The 12193-nt window shown below is 61.8% G+C and carries 24 protein-coding genes; all 24 read left to right on the top strand.

The window, feature by feature from the left end; translation table 11 throughout:
* On the top strand, nucleotides 1–87 hold an 87-nt coding region (locus tag ACWTU7_RS23780), incomplete at its 5' end, for an EF-Tu C-terminal domain-related protein (RefSeq protein WP_023698818.1).
* Nucleotides 88–150: 63 nt separating this feature from the next.
* Nucleotides 151–459 (top strand): 30S ribosomal protein S10, encoded by a 309-nt coding sequence (gene rpsJ, locus ACWTU7_RS23775; RefSeq protein WP_006205468.1) that lies wholly within the window; start codon nucleotides 151–153, stop codon nucleotides 457–459.
* 94 nt (nucleotides 460–553) lie between these two features.
* Entirely contained in the window at nucleotides 554–1300 is a 747-nt protein-coding gene (gene rplC / locus ACWTU7_RS23770) for a 50S ribosomal protein L3 (protein WP_455840469.1), read from the top strand.
* Nucleotides 1300–1920 (top strand): 50S ribosomal protein L4, encoded by a 621-nt coding sequence (rplD, locus tag ACWTU7_RS23765; RefSeq protein WP_065008704.1) that lies wholly within the window; start codon nucleotides 1300–1302, stop codon nucleotides 1918–1920. Before rplC ends, rplD begins: the two co-directional genes overlap by 1 nt.
* Nucleotides 1917–2210: a 50S ribosomal protein L23 gene (locus tag ACWTU7_RS23760; RefSeq protein WP_010909275.1), complete on the top strand. Its 294-nt coding sequence runs from the start codon at nucleotides 1917–1919 to the stop codon at nucleotides 2208–2210. Before rplD ends, ACWTU7_RS23760 begins: the two co-directional genes overlap by 4 nt.
* Before the next feature lie 23 nt (nucleotides 2211–2233).
* On the top strand, nucleotides 2234–3067 hold the full coding sequence (rplB, locus tag ACWTU7_RS23755) for a 50S ribosomal protein L2 (RefSeq protein ID WP_029352208.1): 834 nt from the start codon (nucleotides 2234–2236) through the stop codon (nucleotides 3065–3067).
* 16 nt (nucleotides 3068–3083) lie between these two features.
* Nucleotides 3084–3362 carry a 30S ribosomal protein S19 gene (rpsS, locus tag ACWTU7_RS23750; RefSeq protein WP_006205463.1) on the top strand — a complete coding sequence of 93 codons (279 nt, stop codon included), beginning with the start codon at nucleotides 3084–3086 and terminating at the stop codon, nucleotides 3360–3362.
* A gap of 2 nt (nucleotides 3363–3364) precedes the next feature.
* Entirely contained in the window at nucleotides 3365–3754 is a 390-nt protein-coding gene (gene rplV, locus ACWTU7_RS23745; protein WP_023799292.1) for a 50S ribosomal protein L22, read from the top strand.
* Nucleotides 3754–4479 carry a 30S ribosomal protein S3 gene (rpsC, locus tag ACWTU7_RS23740; protein WP_029352216.1) on the top strand — a complete coding sequence of 242 codons (726 nt, stop codon included), beginning with the start codon at nucleotides 3754–3756 and terminating at the stop codon, nucleotides 4477–4479. Before rplV ends, rpsC begins: the two co-directional genes overlap by 1 nt.
* Before the next feature lie 27 nt (nucleotides 4480–4506).
* Nucleotides 4507–4920, top strand: a complete 414-nt coding sequence (gene rplP / locus ACWTU7_RS23735) for a 50S ribosomal protein L16 (protein ID WP_023799290.1) — start codon at nucleotides 4507–4509, stop codon at nucleotides 4918–4920.
* Nucleotides 4921–4933: 13 nt separating this feature from the next.
* Nucleotides 4934–5134: a 50S ribosomal protein L29 gene (gene rpmC / locus ACWTU7_RS23730; protein ID WP_023799289.1), complete on the top strand. Its 201-nt coding sequence runs from the start codon at nucleotides 4934–4936 to the stop codon at nucleotides 5132–5134.
* An 11-nt stretch (nucleotides 5135–5145) separates the two neighbouring features.
* Nucleotides 5146–5385, top strand: a complete 240-nt coding sequence (rpsQ, locus tag ACWTU7_RS23725) for a 30S ribosomal protein S17 (protein WP_023799288.1) — start codon at nucleotides 5146–5148, stop codon at nucleotides 5383–5385.
* Nucleotides 5386–5466: 81 nt separating this feature from the next.
* A complete protein-coding gene (gene rplN / locus ACWTU7_RS23720; RefSeq protein ID WP_006205457.1) occupies nucleotides 5467–5835 on the top strand; it encodes a 50S ribosomal protein L14 in 369 nt (122 codons plus the stop codon).
* A gap of 12 nt (nucleotides 5836–5847) precedes the next feature.
* Nucleotides 5848–6162: a 50S ribosomal protein L24 gene (rplX, locus tag ACWTU7_RS23715; RefSeq protein ID WP_013531428.1), complete on the top strand. Its 315-nt coding sequence runs from the start codon at nucleotides 5848–5850 to the stop codon at nucleotides 6160–6162.
* The gene (gene rplE, locus ACWTU7_RS23710; RefSeq protein ID WP_023799287.1) at nucleotides 6155–6733 is read left to right on the top strand and encodes a 50S ribosomal protein L5; all 579 of its coding nucleotides are present in this window, start codon (nucleotides 6155–6157) and stop codon (nucleotides 6731–6733) included. The genes rplX and rplE overlap by 8 nt, the downstream gene beginning before the upstream one ends.
* A gap of 27 nt (nucleotides 6734–6760) precedes the next feature.
* A complete protein-coding gene (gene rpsN, locus ACWTU7_RS23705; protein WP_029352223.1) occupies nucleotides 6761–7066 on the top strand; it encodes a 30S ribosomal protein S14 in 306 nt (101 codons plus the stop codon).
* A gap of 12 nt (nucleotides 7067–7078) precedes the next feature.
* Nucleotides 7079–7477 carry a 30S ribosomal protein S8 gene (gene rpsH / locus ACWTU7_RS23700; protein WP_006205453.1) on the top strand — a complete coding sequence of 133 codons (399 nt, stop codon included), beginning with the start codon at nucleotides 7079–7081 and terminating at the stop codon, nucleotides 7475–7477.
* A gap of 92 nt (nucleotides 7478–7569) precedes the next feature.
* Nucleotides 7570–8103, top strand: a complete 534-nt coding sequence (gene rplF, locus ACWTU7_RS23695; protein WP_023799285.1) for a 50S ribosomal protein L6 — start codon at nucleotides 7570–7572, stop codon at nucleotides 8101–8103.
* An 85-nt stretch (nucleotides 8104–8188) separates the two neighbouring features.
* The gene (rplR, locus tag ACWTU7_RS23690; RefSeq protein ID WP_029352225.1) at nucleotides 8189–8548 is read left to right on the top strand and encodes a 50S ribosomal protein L18; all 360 of its coding nucleotides are present in this window, start codon (nucleotides 8189–8191) and stop codon (nucleotides 8546–8548) included.
* A gap of 154 nt (nucleotides 8549–8702) precedes the next feature.
* Nucleotides 8703–9266, top strand: a complete 564-nt coding sequence (gene rpsE / locus ACWTU7_RS23685; protein WP_006333394.1) for a 30S ribosomal protein S5 — start codon at nucleotides 8703–8705, stop codon at nucleotides 9264–9266.
* Nucleotides 9267–9290: 24 nt separating this feature from the next.
* The gene (gene rpmD / locus ACWTU7_RS23680) at nucleotides 9291–9488 is read left to right on the top strand and encodes a 50S ribosomal protein L30 (protein WP_006205449.1); all 198 of its coding nucleotides are present in this window, start codon (nucleotides 9291–9293) and stop codon (nucleotides 9486–9488) included.
* A 22-nt stretch (nucleotides 9489–9510) separates the two neighbouring features.
* The gene (rplO, locus tag ACWTU7_RS23675; protein ID WP_455840470.1) at nucleotides 9511–9984 is read left to right on the top strand and encodes a 50S ribosomal protein L15; all 474 of its coding nucleotides are present in this window, start codon (nucleotides 9511–9513) and stop codon (nucleotides 9982–9984) included.
* 191 nt (nucleotides 9985–10175) lie between these two features.
* A complete protein-coding gene (gene secY, locus ACWTU7_RS23670; RefSeq protein ID WP_127315876.1) occupies nucleotides 10176–11516 on the top strand; it encodes a preprotein translocase subunit SecY in 1341 nt (446 codons plus the stop codon).
* Nucleotides 11513–12121, top strand: coding sequence for an adenylate kinase (locus tag ACWTU7_RS23665; protein WP_455840471.1), 609 nt, complete (start codon nucleotides 11513–11515; stop codon nucleotides 12119–12121). The genes secY and ACWTU7_RS23665 overlap by 4 nt, the downstream gene beginning before the upstream one ends.
* The last annotated feature ends 72 nt before the right edge of the window (nucleotides 12122–12193 follow it).

The following is a 12193-nucleotide window of genomic DNA, read 5'->3' as shown; positions in this document are numbered from 1 at the left end:
ATCGCCATGGAAGAGAAGCTGCGCTTCGCCATCCGTGAAGGCGGCCGCACCGTCGGTGCCGGCATCGTCGTCACCATCAAAGAGTAATTTGGACTTAAACCGATCTGTCGCGGGCGCTGCCCGCGCCGCGCCAGAACAAGGAAGTGACGCATGAACGGACAGAATATCCGCATCCGCCTGAAGGCGTTTGATCACCGGGTGCTTGACGCCTCGACGCGGGAAATCGTGTCGACGGCCAAGCGCACCGGCGCCAACGTCCGCGGCCCCATTCCGCTGCCGACGCGGATCGAAAAGTTCACGGTCAACCGGTCGCCTCACGTCGACAAGAAGAGCCGCGAGCAGTTCGAGATGCGCACGCACAAGCGTCTGCTCGATATCGTCGATCCGACCCCGCAGACAGTCGACGCTTTGATGAAGCTCGATCTTGCCGCCGGTGTCGACGTCGAGATCAAGCTTTAAGGAACCAGAGGGGCGGGGCGACCCGGAACTCTGAAGGAACAAGAGGCGTGGAGGGGCGACAGCCCCGACAGGGAACTCTAAAGGAATTGAACCGATGCGTTCAGGTGTGATTGCAAAGAAGGTGGGAATGACCCGCATCTACAACGATGCCGGGGAACATGTTCCCGTCACTGTTCTCCAGATGGAGAACTGCCAGGTCGTGGCGCAGCGCACGCAGGAGAAGAACGGCTATACCGCCGTCCAGCTCGGCGTTGGCCTTGCCAAGGTGAAGAACACGTCGAAGGCGATGCGCGGCCATTTCGCGACCGCTTCCGTCGAGCCGAAGGCCAAGGTTGCCGAATTCCGTGTCTCCGCCGACAACATGATCGATGTCGGCGCCGAGATCACTGTCGATCATTTCGTCGCCGGCCAGAAGGTCGATGTGACGGGAACCACGATCGGCAAGGGTTTCCAGGGCGTTATCAAGCGGCACCACATGGGCGGTGGCCGCGCGACCCACGGCAACTCGGTCTCGCACCGTACCCACGGCTCGACCGGCCAGCGCCAGGACCCGGGCAAGGTGTTCAAGGGCAAGCATATGGCCGGCCACATGGGCGACACCCGCGTCACCACGCAGAATGTCGAGGTCGTCTCGACCGACGCCGATCGCGGCCTGATCCTGATCCGCGGCGCGGTTCCCGGTTCGAAGGGCGCGTGGATCCTGGTCCGCGACGCGGCCAAGTTTGCGCTGCCGGCCAATGCGCCGAAGCCCGCCGCAATCCGCGTCATTGCAACCAATGATGGCGCCAAGAACGATGCCCCGGCCACAGTAGATGCCCCGGCCACAGAGGGAGCGGAATAATGGACCTCAAGATCACAACGCTTGGCGGCAAGGACGCCGGCAAGGTGAAACTCTCCGAGGAGATTTTCGGCCTTGATCCGCGCGAGGACATCCTGCAGCGCGTCGTGCGCTGGCAGCTTGCCAAGAAGCAGCAGGGCACGCACAAGACCAAGGGTCGCGCCGAGATCGCCCGCACCGGCGCCAAGATGTACAAGCAGAAGGGTACGGGCCGCGCCCGCCACCATTCGGCACGCGCTCCGCAGTTCCGCGGCGGCGGCAAGGCCCACGGCCCGGTCGTCCGCAGCCACGAGCACGACCTGCCGAAGAAGGTGCGCGCGCTGGGCCTCAAGCATGCTCTCTCGGCCAAGGCCAAGAGCGCGTCGCTCATCATCATCGACGAGTTGATGCTGACCGAGGCCAAGACCAAGGCGCTGATCGCGAATTTCGCGACGCTGGGCCTGTCCAATGCCCTGGTGATCGGTGGCGCCGAGCTCGATAAGAACTTCAAGCTGGCGGCGACGAACATCCCGAACATCGACGTGCTGCCCATCCAGGGCATCAACGTCTACGACATTTTGCGCCGCGGCACGCTGGTCCTTTCGAAGGCCGCCGTCGAGGCTCTCGAGGAGCGCTTCAAATGACCGACCTTCGTCACTACGACGTGATCGTCTCGCCGGCGATCACCGAAAAGTCGACCATGGCTTCCGAGCAGAACCAGGTCGTCTTCAACGTCGCCAAGAAGGCGTCGAAGCCGGAAATCAAGGCTGCCGTCGAAGCGCTGTTCGGCGTCAAGGTGATGGCCGTGAACACGCTTGTCCGCAAGGGCAAGATCAAGCGCTTCCGCGGCACGATCGGCCGCCAGAGCGACGTCAAAAAGGCGATCGTGACGCTGGCCGACGGCCAGTCGATCGACGTCGCGACGGGTCTCTGAGCAAGACCGCGAGGACAACAAACATGGCACTGAAAAAATTCAACCCGATAACCCCGAGCACCCGCCAGCTGGTCATCGTCGATCGCTCGGGCCTCTACAAGGGCAAGCCCGTCAAGGGCTTGACAGAAGGCCTGACCAAGTCGGGCGGCCGTAACAATTACGGCCGCATCACGGCCCGCTTCATCGGCGGCGGTCACAAGCGTACGTACCGCATCATCGACTTCAAGCGCCGCAAGTTCGACATTGTCGGAACTGTCGAGCGTATCGAATACGATCCGAACCGCAGCGCCTTCATCGCGCTGATCAAGTATGACGATGGCGAGCTGTCGTACATCATCGCCCCGCAGCGCCTTGCTGCCGGCGACAAGATCGTGGCCGGCGAGGCGGTCGACGTGAAGCCAGGCAATGCGATGCCGCTGGCCTCGATGCCGGTCGGCACGATCGTCCACAACATCGAGCTGAAGCCGGGCAAGGGCGCCCAGGTTGCCCGTTCGGCTGGCGGTTATGCCCAGCTCGTCGGCCGTGACCAGGGCATGGCGATCCTGCGCCTGAACTCGGGTGAGCAGCGTGTCGTCCACGGCTCGTGCATGGCCACTGTCGGCGCCGTGTCCAACCCGGACCACGGCAACATCAATGACGGCAAGGCAGGCCGCACTGTGTGGCGGGGAAAACGTCCGCACAACCGCGGCGTGACCATGAACCCGGTCGACCATCCGCATGGCGGCGGCGAAGGCCGCACCTCCGGTGGCCGCCATCCGGTTTCACCTTGGGGCAAGCCTACCAAGGGCAAGAAGACGCGGTCCAATAAGGCGACCGACAAGTTCATCCTGCGCTCGCGCCATCAGCGCAAGAGCTAAGAAGAGGTAACGCCAAGTGACTCGTTCGATTTGGAAAGGCCCCTTCATTGACGGCTACCTTCTCAAGAAGGTGGACAAGGTTCGTGAAGGCGGTCGCAATGAGGTGATCAAGATGTGGAGCCGTCGCTCCACCATCCTGCCGCAGTTCGTCGGCTTCACCTTCGGTGTCTACAACGGCCAGAAGCACGTTCCCGTTTCGGTGAACGAAGACATGGTCGGCCACAAGTTCGGTGAATTCGCTCCGACCCGGACCTATTACGGTCATGGCGCGGATAAGAAGGCGAAGAGGAAATAATCATGGGCAAGGCCAAAGCTCCGCGCAGGCTTGCTGACAACGAAGCGCGCGCCGTGTTGCGCACGATCCGTATCAGCCCGCAGAAGCTGAACCTGGTTGCCGCGCTGATCCGCGGCAAGAAGGTCGCGACAGCGCTTTCCGATCTCGAATTCTCGGCCAAGCGAATTTCCGGCACGGTCAAGAAGACGCTGGAATCGGCGATCGCCAACGCGGAAAACAACCACGACCTCGACGTCGATGCGCTGATCGTGGCGGAAGCCTATGTCGGCAAGTCGATCGTCATGAAGCGGTTCCATGCCCGTGGCCGTGGCCGCGCCAGCCGTATCGAGAAGCCGTTCTCGCACCTCACGATCGTCGTTCGTGAAGTCGAAGAAAAAGTGGAGGCCGCATAATGGGCCAGAAAATCAATCCGATCGGTCTGCGTCTCGGCATCAACCGTACCTGGGATTCGCGTTGGTTCGCCAACACCGGCGAGTACGGCCAGCTGCTGCATGAGGACATCAAGATCCGCAAGTATCTTGAGAAGGAACTCAAGCAGGCTGCGATTTCGAAGGTTGTGATCGAGCGTCCGCACAAGAAGTGCCGCGTCACCATCCATGCGGCGCGTCCGGGCCTGATCATCGGCAAGAAGGGCGCCGACATCGAGAAGCTTCGCAAGAAGCTGATGGAGATGACGAAGTCCGAGACGCATTTGAACATCGTCGAAGTGCGTAAGCCCGAGATCGACGCCACGCTGGTCGCCCAGTCAATCGCCCAGCAGCTCGAGCGCCGCATCGCGTTCCGCCGCGCCATGAAGCGCGCCGTGCAGTCGGCTATGCGCCTCGGTGCCGAAGGCATCCGCATCAACTGCGCCGGCCGTCTCGGCGGCGCCGAGATCGCGCGCATGGAATGGTACCGCGAGGGTCGCGTGCCGCTGCATACGCTGCGCGCCGACGTCGACTACGGCACGGCCGAAGCACACACCGCCTACGGCATCTGCGGCGTCAAGGTCTGGGTGTTCAAGGGCGAAATCCTCGAGCACGATCCGATGGCTTCGGAGCGCCGCGCCACCGAGGGCGATCATGCGCATGGCGGTGGTGGTGAGCGCGAACGCGGTCGCCGTCGCGAAAACGCCTGAGACAGTTGAGAATTTGGAGTTAGAACGATGCTGCAGCCAAAGCGCACAAAGTTCCGCAAGCAGTTCAAGGGCCGTATCCATGGTGCCGCCAAGGGCGGTACCAATCTGGATTTCGGCGGTTTCGGGCTGAAGGCGCTTGAGCCGAACCGCGTCACCGCGCGCGAGATCGAGGCGGCCCGCCGCGCGATCACCCGCGAGATGAAGCGCGCCGGCCGCGTCTGGATCCGTATCTTCCCTGACGTGCCGGTGACGTCGAAGCCGACCGAAGTCCGCATGGGCAAGGGCAAGGGCGCTGTCGATTACTGGGCGGCGCGCGTCAAGCCCGGCCGCATCATGTTCGAGATCGACGGCGTCAATGAGGAAACCGCCCGTGAGGCGCTGCGTCTCGGCGCGGCCAAGCTCTCGGTCAGGACGCGCTTCGTACAGCGCATCGCAGAATAAGGACGGGCTGATCATGAAAGCCGAAGACATCCGGACCAAGACCCAGGACCAGCTGACCGACGAATTGGCCAGCCTGAAGAAGGAGCAGTTCAACCTGCGCTTCCAGAAGGCCACCGGCCAGCTCGAGAAGACCGCGCGCGTGAGGCAGGTCCGCAAGGACATTGCGCGTATCAAGACCATCGCTGCGGAAAAGTCCGCGGCTAAGAAGGCTTAAGGACGAAAACCATGCCAAAGCGCATTCTGCAGGGCACCGTCGTCAGCGACAAAAACGAGAAGACGGTTGTCGTCAAGGTCGAACGGCGCTTCACGCATCCCGTGATGAAGAAGACCGTGCGCATGACCAAGAAATACAAGGCGCACGACGAGAACAACGCCCACAAGGTTGGCGATCAGGTGTTCATCCAGGAATCGAAGCCGATTTCCAAGGACAAGCGCTGGACCGTCGTGTCTTCGGACCAGGCCTGATCAGGGCAACGAAACGAATTTTGGACAGACCGGGGAAGGGTGAAGAACCCGTCCCGTTAGAAGAGAAAAAGGCGGCCAGTCATGATTCAGATGCAAACAAACCTCGACGTCGCGGATAATTCCGGCGCCCGTCGTGTCATGTGCATCAAGGTGCTGGGCGGCTCGAAGCGGAAATACGCTTCCGTGGGCGACATCATCGTGGTGTCGATCAAGGAAGCCATCCCGCGCGGCCGCGTCAAGAAGGGCGATGTGATGAAGGCGGTCGTGGTTCGCACGGCCAAGGACATCCGCCGCCCGGACGGCAGCGTGATCCGTTTCGACAAGAACGCGGCCGTTCTCGTCGACAACAAGAAAGAGCCGATCGGCACGCGTATCTTCGGACCGGTTCCGCGCGAACTCCGCGCCAAGAACCACATGAAGATCATCTCGCTCGCGCCTGAAGTGCTGTAAGGAGCCGGACCAATGCAGAAGATTAGAAAAGGCGACAAGGTCGTCGTGCTGGCCGGCAAGGACAAGGGCCGTTCGGGCGAAGTCCTCTCGGTACAGCCGAAGGAAGACACCGCGCTGGTGCGCGGCGTCAACATGATCCGTCGTCACCAGAAGCAGTCCCAGTCCCAAGAGGGCGGGATCATCACCAAGGAAGCGCCGATCCAGCTGTCGAACATCGCGCTGGCCGACCCCAAGGATGGCAAGCCGACCCGTGTCGGTTTCATCTTCCAGAAGGACGGCAAGAAGGTGCGCGTCGCCAAGCGCTCGGGAGAAGTCATCAATGGCTAAGGCTCAAACCAAGCAGGCGACTGCCCAGAACACGCCGCGCCTCAAGCAGGTCTACAACGAGACCATCCGCAAGGCTCTGCAGGAGCAGTTCGGCTACGAGAACGAGATGCAGGTTCCGCGCATTGACAAGATCGTGCTGAACATGGGCGTCGGCGAAGCGACCGGCGATTCGAAGAAGCCTTCGATCGCGGCGGAAGATCTTGCGCTGATCGCCGGCCAGAAGGCCGTCGTCACCCATGCGCGCAACTCGATCGCCGGCTTCAAGGTCCGCGAAAAGATGCCGATCGGCGCCAAGGTCACGCTGCGCAAGGAACGCATGTATGAGTTCCTCGACCGTCTCGTGAACATCGCGCTGCCGCGCGTCCGCGACTTCCGCGGGCTCAATCCGAAGAGCTTCGATGGCCGTGGCAACTATGCCATGGGCATCAAGGAACACATCGTGTTCCCGGAGATCAATTACGACAAGGTTGATCAGATCTGGGGCATGGACGTCATCGTTTGTACGACTGCGAAGACGGACGACGAAGCCAGGGCACTGCTCAAGGCCTTCAACTTCCCCTTCCGCCAGTAACGGCAGCGAGAAAAGGAAAAATCTGAAATGGCAAAGACCAGCTCAGTCGAGAAGAACAACAGGCGCCGCAAGCTTGTGGACCAGTACGCTGCCAAGCGTAAGGCCCTCAAGGCGATCATCATGGATCAGTCCAAGCCGATGGAAGAGCGCTTCCGCGCCCAGCTGAAGCTTGCGGCACTGCCGCGCAACTCGGCCAAGATCCGCATCCGCAACCGCTGCGAAGTCACCGGCCGTCCGCGTGCCTACTATCGCAAGCTCAAAGTATCGCGCATCGCGCTTCGTGATCTCGGCAATAACGGCCAGATCCCGGGCCTGGTCAAGTCGAGCTGGTAAGGAGGACATACCATGTCATTGAGCGATCCTCTCGGCGATATGCTGACCCGCATCCGCAACGCCTATGGCCGCAAGAAGTCGAGCGTTTCGACGCCGGCCTCGCGCCTGCGTACCCGCGTCCTCGACGTGCTGAAGGCGGAAGGCTATATTCGCGACTACAGCCAGACCGACTTCGACAACGGCAAGTCCGAAATCGAGATCGAACTGAAGTATTTCGACGGTGCGCCGGTCGTGCGCGAAATCGCCCGCGTCTCCAAGCCGGGCCGTCGCGTCTACGTTTCGGCGAAGTCGATCCCGCACGTCGCCAACGGCCTCGGCATCGCGATCCTTTCGACGCCGAAGGGCGTCATGGCCGACCACGAAGCGCGCGAACAGAATGTCGGCGGGGAAATCCTCTGCCAGATATTCTGATCTGGAGCGCGATCCCGGAAAGTGGAATCCGGTTTTCGGACACATGTTCGAGAACAGAGACCTGAAACAAGAGAAGTGACGAGGACAACAAAATGTCTCGTATTGGAAAGAAACCCGTTTCGCTGCCGCAGGGCGTGACCGCGACCGTGGACGGCCAGACCGTCACGGCGAAGGGTCCCAAGGGTGAGCTGAAGTTCGTGGTGAACGACGAAGTGCTGGTCAAAATGGAAGGCAGCGAGATCGCTGTCCAGCCACGCGACCAGACCAAGACCGCTCGCTCCAAATGGGGCATGTCGCGCACGCAGATCGTCAACATCCTGCAGGGCGTCAAGGACGGTTTTGAAAAGAAGCTTGAGATCACCGGCGTCGGCTATCGCGCCGCCATGCAGGGCAAGAACCTGCAGCTGGCGCTCGGGTTCAGCCATGACGTCGTCTACGAAACGCCGCAGGACATCACGATCACCGTGCCGAAGCCGACGGAAATCACCGTGACCGGCATCGATAAGCAGAAGGTCGGTCAGGTTGCTGCCGAGATCCGCGAATATCGCGGTCCCGAGCCGTACAAGGGCAAGGGCGTTCGTTACGCTGGCGAGAAGATCGTCCGCAAGGAAGGCAAGAAGAAGTAATTTCAACGCCGCGGGGAGCGGTCGCGGGAGGCTTGTCCTACCGCATTGGGTTGCCCCCGTTTTTTGAAGGCAAGGAAGTGATATCATGGGCTCGAAAGAATCCACACAACGCCGCGCTCAGCGCGTCCGCCGCCAGATCAAGAAGGTCGCGGGCGAGCGTCCGCGGCTGTCGGTCCACCGCACGTCGAAGAACATCTACGTGCAGGTGATCGACGACGCCAAGGGCCACACAATCGCTGCCGCCTCGACGCTGGAGAAGGACCTCAAGGGTTCGCTCAAGACCGGTGCCGACACTGCCGCCGCAGTGGCAATCGGCAAGCTGATTGCCGAGCGCGCTTCGAAGGCCGGCGTCAAGGAAGTCGTCTTCGACCGTGGACCGTACATCTATCACGGCCGCGTCAAGGCGCTGGCCGAGGCCGCCCGTGAAGGCGGCTTGAGCTTCTAAAGCATGGTCCCGAACCGGAGGTCAGCGCAGCAAAAAGTTGCAGACTCTTCGGATAAGATCATGCGAAGGAAAAATGAGTTTCGCCCCCGGCAACCCACAGAGGTGCCGGATATCATCATCAACCGTGCTTCCGGAAAAAAACAAGGAACAGGATATGGCACAGGAACGTAGGGATGGCGGCCGCGGCCGTGATCGCGAAGAGCGCGACGACGGCATGGTGGACAAACTCGTCCACATCAACCGCGTCGCCAAGGTCGTCAAGGGCGGCCGGCGCTTCGGCTTTGCAGCACTCGTCGTCGTCGGCGACCAGAAGGGCCGCGTCGGCTTCGGTCACGGCAAGGCGCGCGAAGTGCCTGAGGCGATCCGCAAAGCGACCGAATCGGCCAAGCGCGACATGATCTTCGTGCCGCTGCGTTCGGGCCGTACGCTGCACCACGACGTCGAGGGACGCTGGGGCGCCGGACGCGTTCTGCTGCGCGCTGCCAAGCAGGGTACCGGCATCATCGCCGGCGGCCCGATGCGCGCCGTCTTCGAGACGCTCGGCATGCATGACGTCGTCGCCAAGTCGATGGGTTCGTCGAACCCGTACAACATGGTTCGCGCCACCTTCGACGCGCTGAAGAGCCAGATGCATCCCAAGGATGTGGCTGCCGCGCGCGGCATCAAGTATTCGACGCTTCAGGCCCGCCGCGGCACCGCCGTCGCGGCCGAAGAATAGTCGACGCTGACCAGGATTTTGACCATGGCCAAGAAAGCAACCAAGACCATCACCGTCGAGCAGATCGGTTCGCCGATCCGCCGGCCGAAGGAGCAGCGCGCGACGCTGGTCGGCCTCGGCCTCAACAAGATGCACAAGCAGCGCACGCTGGAGGACACCCCCTCAGTGCGCGGCATGATCGCTGCCGTCCAGCATCTCGTCCGCGTCGTGGACGAGGGCTGAACCAGAGCGCAGGAGAACTCAGATGAAACTCAACGATCTGCGTGACAAGGACGGCGCGACGCATTCCAAGAAGCGTCTCGGCCGCGGCATCGGTTCCGGCTCGGGCAAGACTGCCGGTCGCGGCGTCAAGGGCCAGAAGGCGCGCTCCGGCGTCGCCGTCAACGGCTTCGAGGGTGGCCAGATGCCGCTCTACCGGCGCCTGCCGAAGCGTGGCTTCAACAACATCTTCGCCAAGAGCTTTGCCGTCGTGTCGCTGGCCCGCATCCAGGCCGCGCTCGATGCCAAGAAGCTCGACGCCAAGACGACTGTGACGGCCGAAGCGCTGGTCGCTGCCGGGGTCATCCGCCGCGTCAAGGACGGCGTGCGCATCCTCTCGGACGGCGACATCAAGTCGAAGCTCGCCTTCGACGTGGCCGGCGCCTCCAAGGCTGCCATCGAGAAGATCGAAAAGGCCGGCGGTTCGGTGAAGCTGCTGGAAAAGGCAGCCGCCGAGTAACGGCGATTTGAAGCGCAATCGGCAAGAGTGAGACACGTTTCGCTTTCGATTGCGCTTTGATCCGATCAATATGGCGGCCGCATCAACGCGGCCGCTTGCATGTTTGCAGTCCGGAGCTTATCTCGTGAGCTTCGGTGACACGCGCCGCCTGAGTTGCGGGCCATCGAGCGTGACCAAGCGGAGAATCAGGCATGGCTTCGGCTGCTGAACAACTAGCCTCGAATCTGAATTTCTCGGCCTTCGCCAAGGCGGAGGATCTGAAGAAGCGCATCTGGTTCACCATCGGCGCGCTGCTCGTCTACCGCCTCGGCACCTATATCCCGCTGCCCGGCATCAATCCCGACGCTTTTGCCCAGGCCTTCTCGTCGCAGAGCAAGGGCGTGCTTGGCATGTTCAACATGTTCGCCGGCGGCGCCGTCGAGCGCATGGCGATCTTTGCCCTCGGCATCATGCCCTATATCTCCGCTTCCATCATCATGCAGCTGATGACCTCCGTCATCCCGACTCTGGAGGCGTTGAAGAAGGAAGGCGAACAGGGCCGCAAGGTCATCAACCAGTATACCCGCTACGGCACCGTGCTATTGGCCCTGGTCCAGGCTTACGGCATTGCGGTCGGACTGGAGGGCGGCAACGGCATTGTCAGCGATCCCGGCATGTTCTTCCGCATCTCGACCGTCATCACGCTGGTCGGCGGCACCATGTTCCTGATGTGGCTCGGCGAGCAGATCACCGCCCGCGGCATTGGCAACGGCATTTCGCTGATCATCTTTTCCGGTATCGTCGCCGGCCTGCCGCAAGCCATCTCCGGTACGCTGGAACTTGGCCGCACCGGCGCGCTGTCGACCGGCCTGATCCTGGCGATCATCGTTCTCGCCGTCGTCGTCATCGCGCTGATCGTGTTCTTCGAGCGCGCCCAGCGGCGCTTGCTGATCCAGTATCCGAAGCGCCAGGTCGGCAACCGAATGTTCCAGGGCGACACATCGCACCTGCCGCTCAAGCTCAACACGGCTGGCGTCATTCCGCCGATCTTCGCCTCTTCGCTGCTGTTGCTGCCGGCGACGGTCGCCGGCTTCTCGCAGACGACCGACATGCCAGCCTGGGCCAGCACCGTCCTGGCGGCACTCGGCCATGGCCAGCCGCTCTACATGGCGTTCTATGCGGCGATGATCGTGTTTTTCGCCTTCTTCTATACGGCGATCGTCTTCAACCCGAAGGACACCGCCGACCAGCTCAAGAAGCATTCGGGTTTCATTCCGGGCTACCGTCCGGGCGAGCGCACCGCCGATTACATCGACTATGTTCTCACCCGCATCACCGTCGTCGGCGCCATCTATCTGGTGCTGGTGTGTCTGCTGCCCGAGTTCCTGATTTCAGCGACTGGCGTACCATTCTACCTCGGTGGCACATCGCTTCTGATCGTGGTCAGTGTAACCCTCGATACGGTGGCGCAGATTCAGGGTCACCTGATCGCGCACCAGTATGAGGGCCTGATCAAGAAGTCGAAGCTGCGCGGGGGGAAAAAGGCCAGATGAGGTTGATATTGCTTGGACCGCCAGGGGCGGGCAAGGGGACGCAAGCACAAAGACTGGTAGAAAAATACGGCATACCCCAACTCTCCACGGGCGATATGCTGCGCGCTGCTGTCCAGGCCGGCACGGAAGTCGGCAAGCGCGCCAAGGCGGTGATGGACGCTGGCGAACTGGTCTCCGACGCCATCGTCAACGCCATCGTGGCCGAGCGTATCGATCAGGCCGATTGTGCCGGGGGATTCATCCTTGACGGATACCCGCGAACTTTGGTGCAGGCCGACGCGGTTGAATTGATGCTCTCGGATCGCGGCCTCACTCTCGACGCTGTCATCGAACTTGTCGTTGACGACAAGGCGCTGGTTGGTCGAATCGGCAGGCGCGTCGAAGAGGCCAAGGCTGCGGGTCTGCCGGTACGCAAGGACGACAACCCGGCGGTGTTCGAAGAGCGCCTGAAGGAGTACTACAAGAAAACGTCGCCGCTGATCGGCTACTACTATGCCAAGGGCAAGCTCAGAGGTGTCGACGGCATGGCCGATATCGATGCCGTGACGCGACAGATCGAAGTGGTGCTCACCGCTGCCACCCACGCGGCGGCAAAGGGAAAATAAACGATTACGCTTGACTGGAGCGGTTCGCTGGGGTATGGCGGCCCGTCTTCCTATCAGGCATGAGGCTTGCTT

It is taken from the genome of Mesorhizobium sp. BHscii (genome assembly GCF_053848065.1).
This window is presented reverse-complemented; position numbering and strand designations above follow the sequence as displayed.

Coding starts and splice junctions, on each gene's coding strand:
- rplB (WP_029352208.1), top strand. CDS start 2,234: ATGGCACTGAAAAAATTCAACCCGATAACCCCGAGCACCCGCCAGCTG.
- rpsE (WP_006333394.1), top strand. CDS start 8,703: ATGGCACAGGAACGTAGGGATGGCGGCCGCGGCCGTGATCGCGAAGAG.
- rpsC (WP_029352216.1), top strand. CDS start 3,754: ATGGGCCAGAAAATCAATCCGATCGGTCTGCGTCTCGGCATCAACCGT.
- rpsN (WP_029352223.1), top strand. CDS start 6,761: ATGGCAAAGACCAGCTCAGTCGAGAAGAACAACAGGCGCCGCAAGCTT.
- rpmC (WP_023799289.1), top strand. CDS start 4,934: ATGAAAGCCGAAGACATCCGGACCAAGACCCAGGACCAGCTGACCGAC.
- rpsJ (WP_006205468.1), top strand. CDS start 151: ATGAACGGACAGAATATCCGCATCCGCCTGAAGGCGTTTGATCACCGG.
- rplX (WP_013531428.1), top strand. CDS start 5,848: ATGCAGAAGATTAGAAAAGGCGACAAGGTCGTCGTGCTGGCCGGCAAG.
- rplC (WP_455840469.1), top strand. CDS start 554: ATGCGTTCAGGTGTGATTGCAAAGAAGGTGGGAATGACCCGCATCTAC.
- rplD (WP_065008704.1), top strand. CDS start 1,300: ATGGACCTCAAGATCACAACGCTTGGCGGCAAGGACGCCGGCAAGGTG.
- rpsQ (WP_023799288.1), top strand. CDS start 5,146: ATGCCAAAGCGCATTCTGCAGGGCACCGTCGTCAGCGACAAAAACGAG.
- secY (WP_127315876.1), top strand. CDS start 10,176: ATGGCTTCGGCTGCTGAACAACTAGCCTCGAATCTGAATTTCTCGGCC.
- rplO (WP_455840470.1), top strand. CDS start 9,511: ATGAAACTCAACGATCTGCGTGACAAGGACGGCGCGACGCATTCCAAG.
- rplN (WP_006205457.1), top strand. CDS start 5,467: ATGATTCAGATGCAAACAAACCTCGACGTCGCGGATAATTCCGGCGCC.
- rplV (WP_023799292.1), top strand. CDS start 3,365: ATGGGCAAGGCCAAAGCTCCGCGCAGGCTTGCTGACAACGAAGCGCGC.
- ACWTU7_RS23760 (WP_010909275.1), top strand. CDS start 1,917: ATGACCGACCTTCGTCACTACGACGTGATCGTCTCGCCGGCGATCACC.
- rplF (WP_023799285.1), top strand. CDS start 7,570: ATGTCTCGTATTGGAAAGAAACCCGTTTCGCTGCCGCAGGGCGTGACC.
- rpmD (WP_006205449.1), top strand. CDS start 9,291: ATGGCCAAGAAAGCAACCAAGACCATCACCGTCGAGCAGATCGGTTCG.
- rplE (WP_023799287.1), top strand. CDS start 6,155: ATGGCTAAGGCTCAAACCAAGCAGGCGACTGCCCAGAACACGCCGCGC.
- rpsH (WP_006205453.1), top strand. CDS start 7,079: ATGTCATTGAGCGATCCTCTCGGCGATATGCTGACCCGCATCCGCAAC.
- rplP (WP_023799290.1), top strand. CDS start 4,507: ATGCTGCAGCCAAAGCGCACAAAGTTCCGCAAGCAGTTCAAGGGCCGT.
- ACWTU7_RS23665 (WP_455840471.1), top strand. CDS start 11,513: ATGAGGTTGATATTGCTTGGACCGCCAGGGGCGGGCAAGGGGACGCAA.
- rplR (WP_029352225.1), top strand. CDS start 8,189: ATGGGCTCGAAAGAATCCACACAACGCCGCGCTCAGCGCGTCCGCCGC.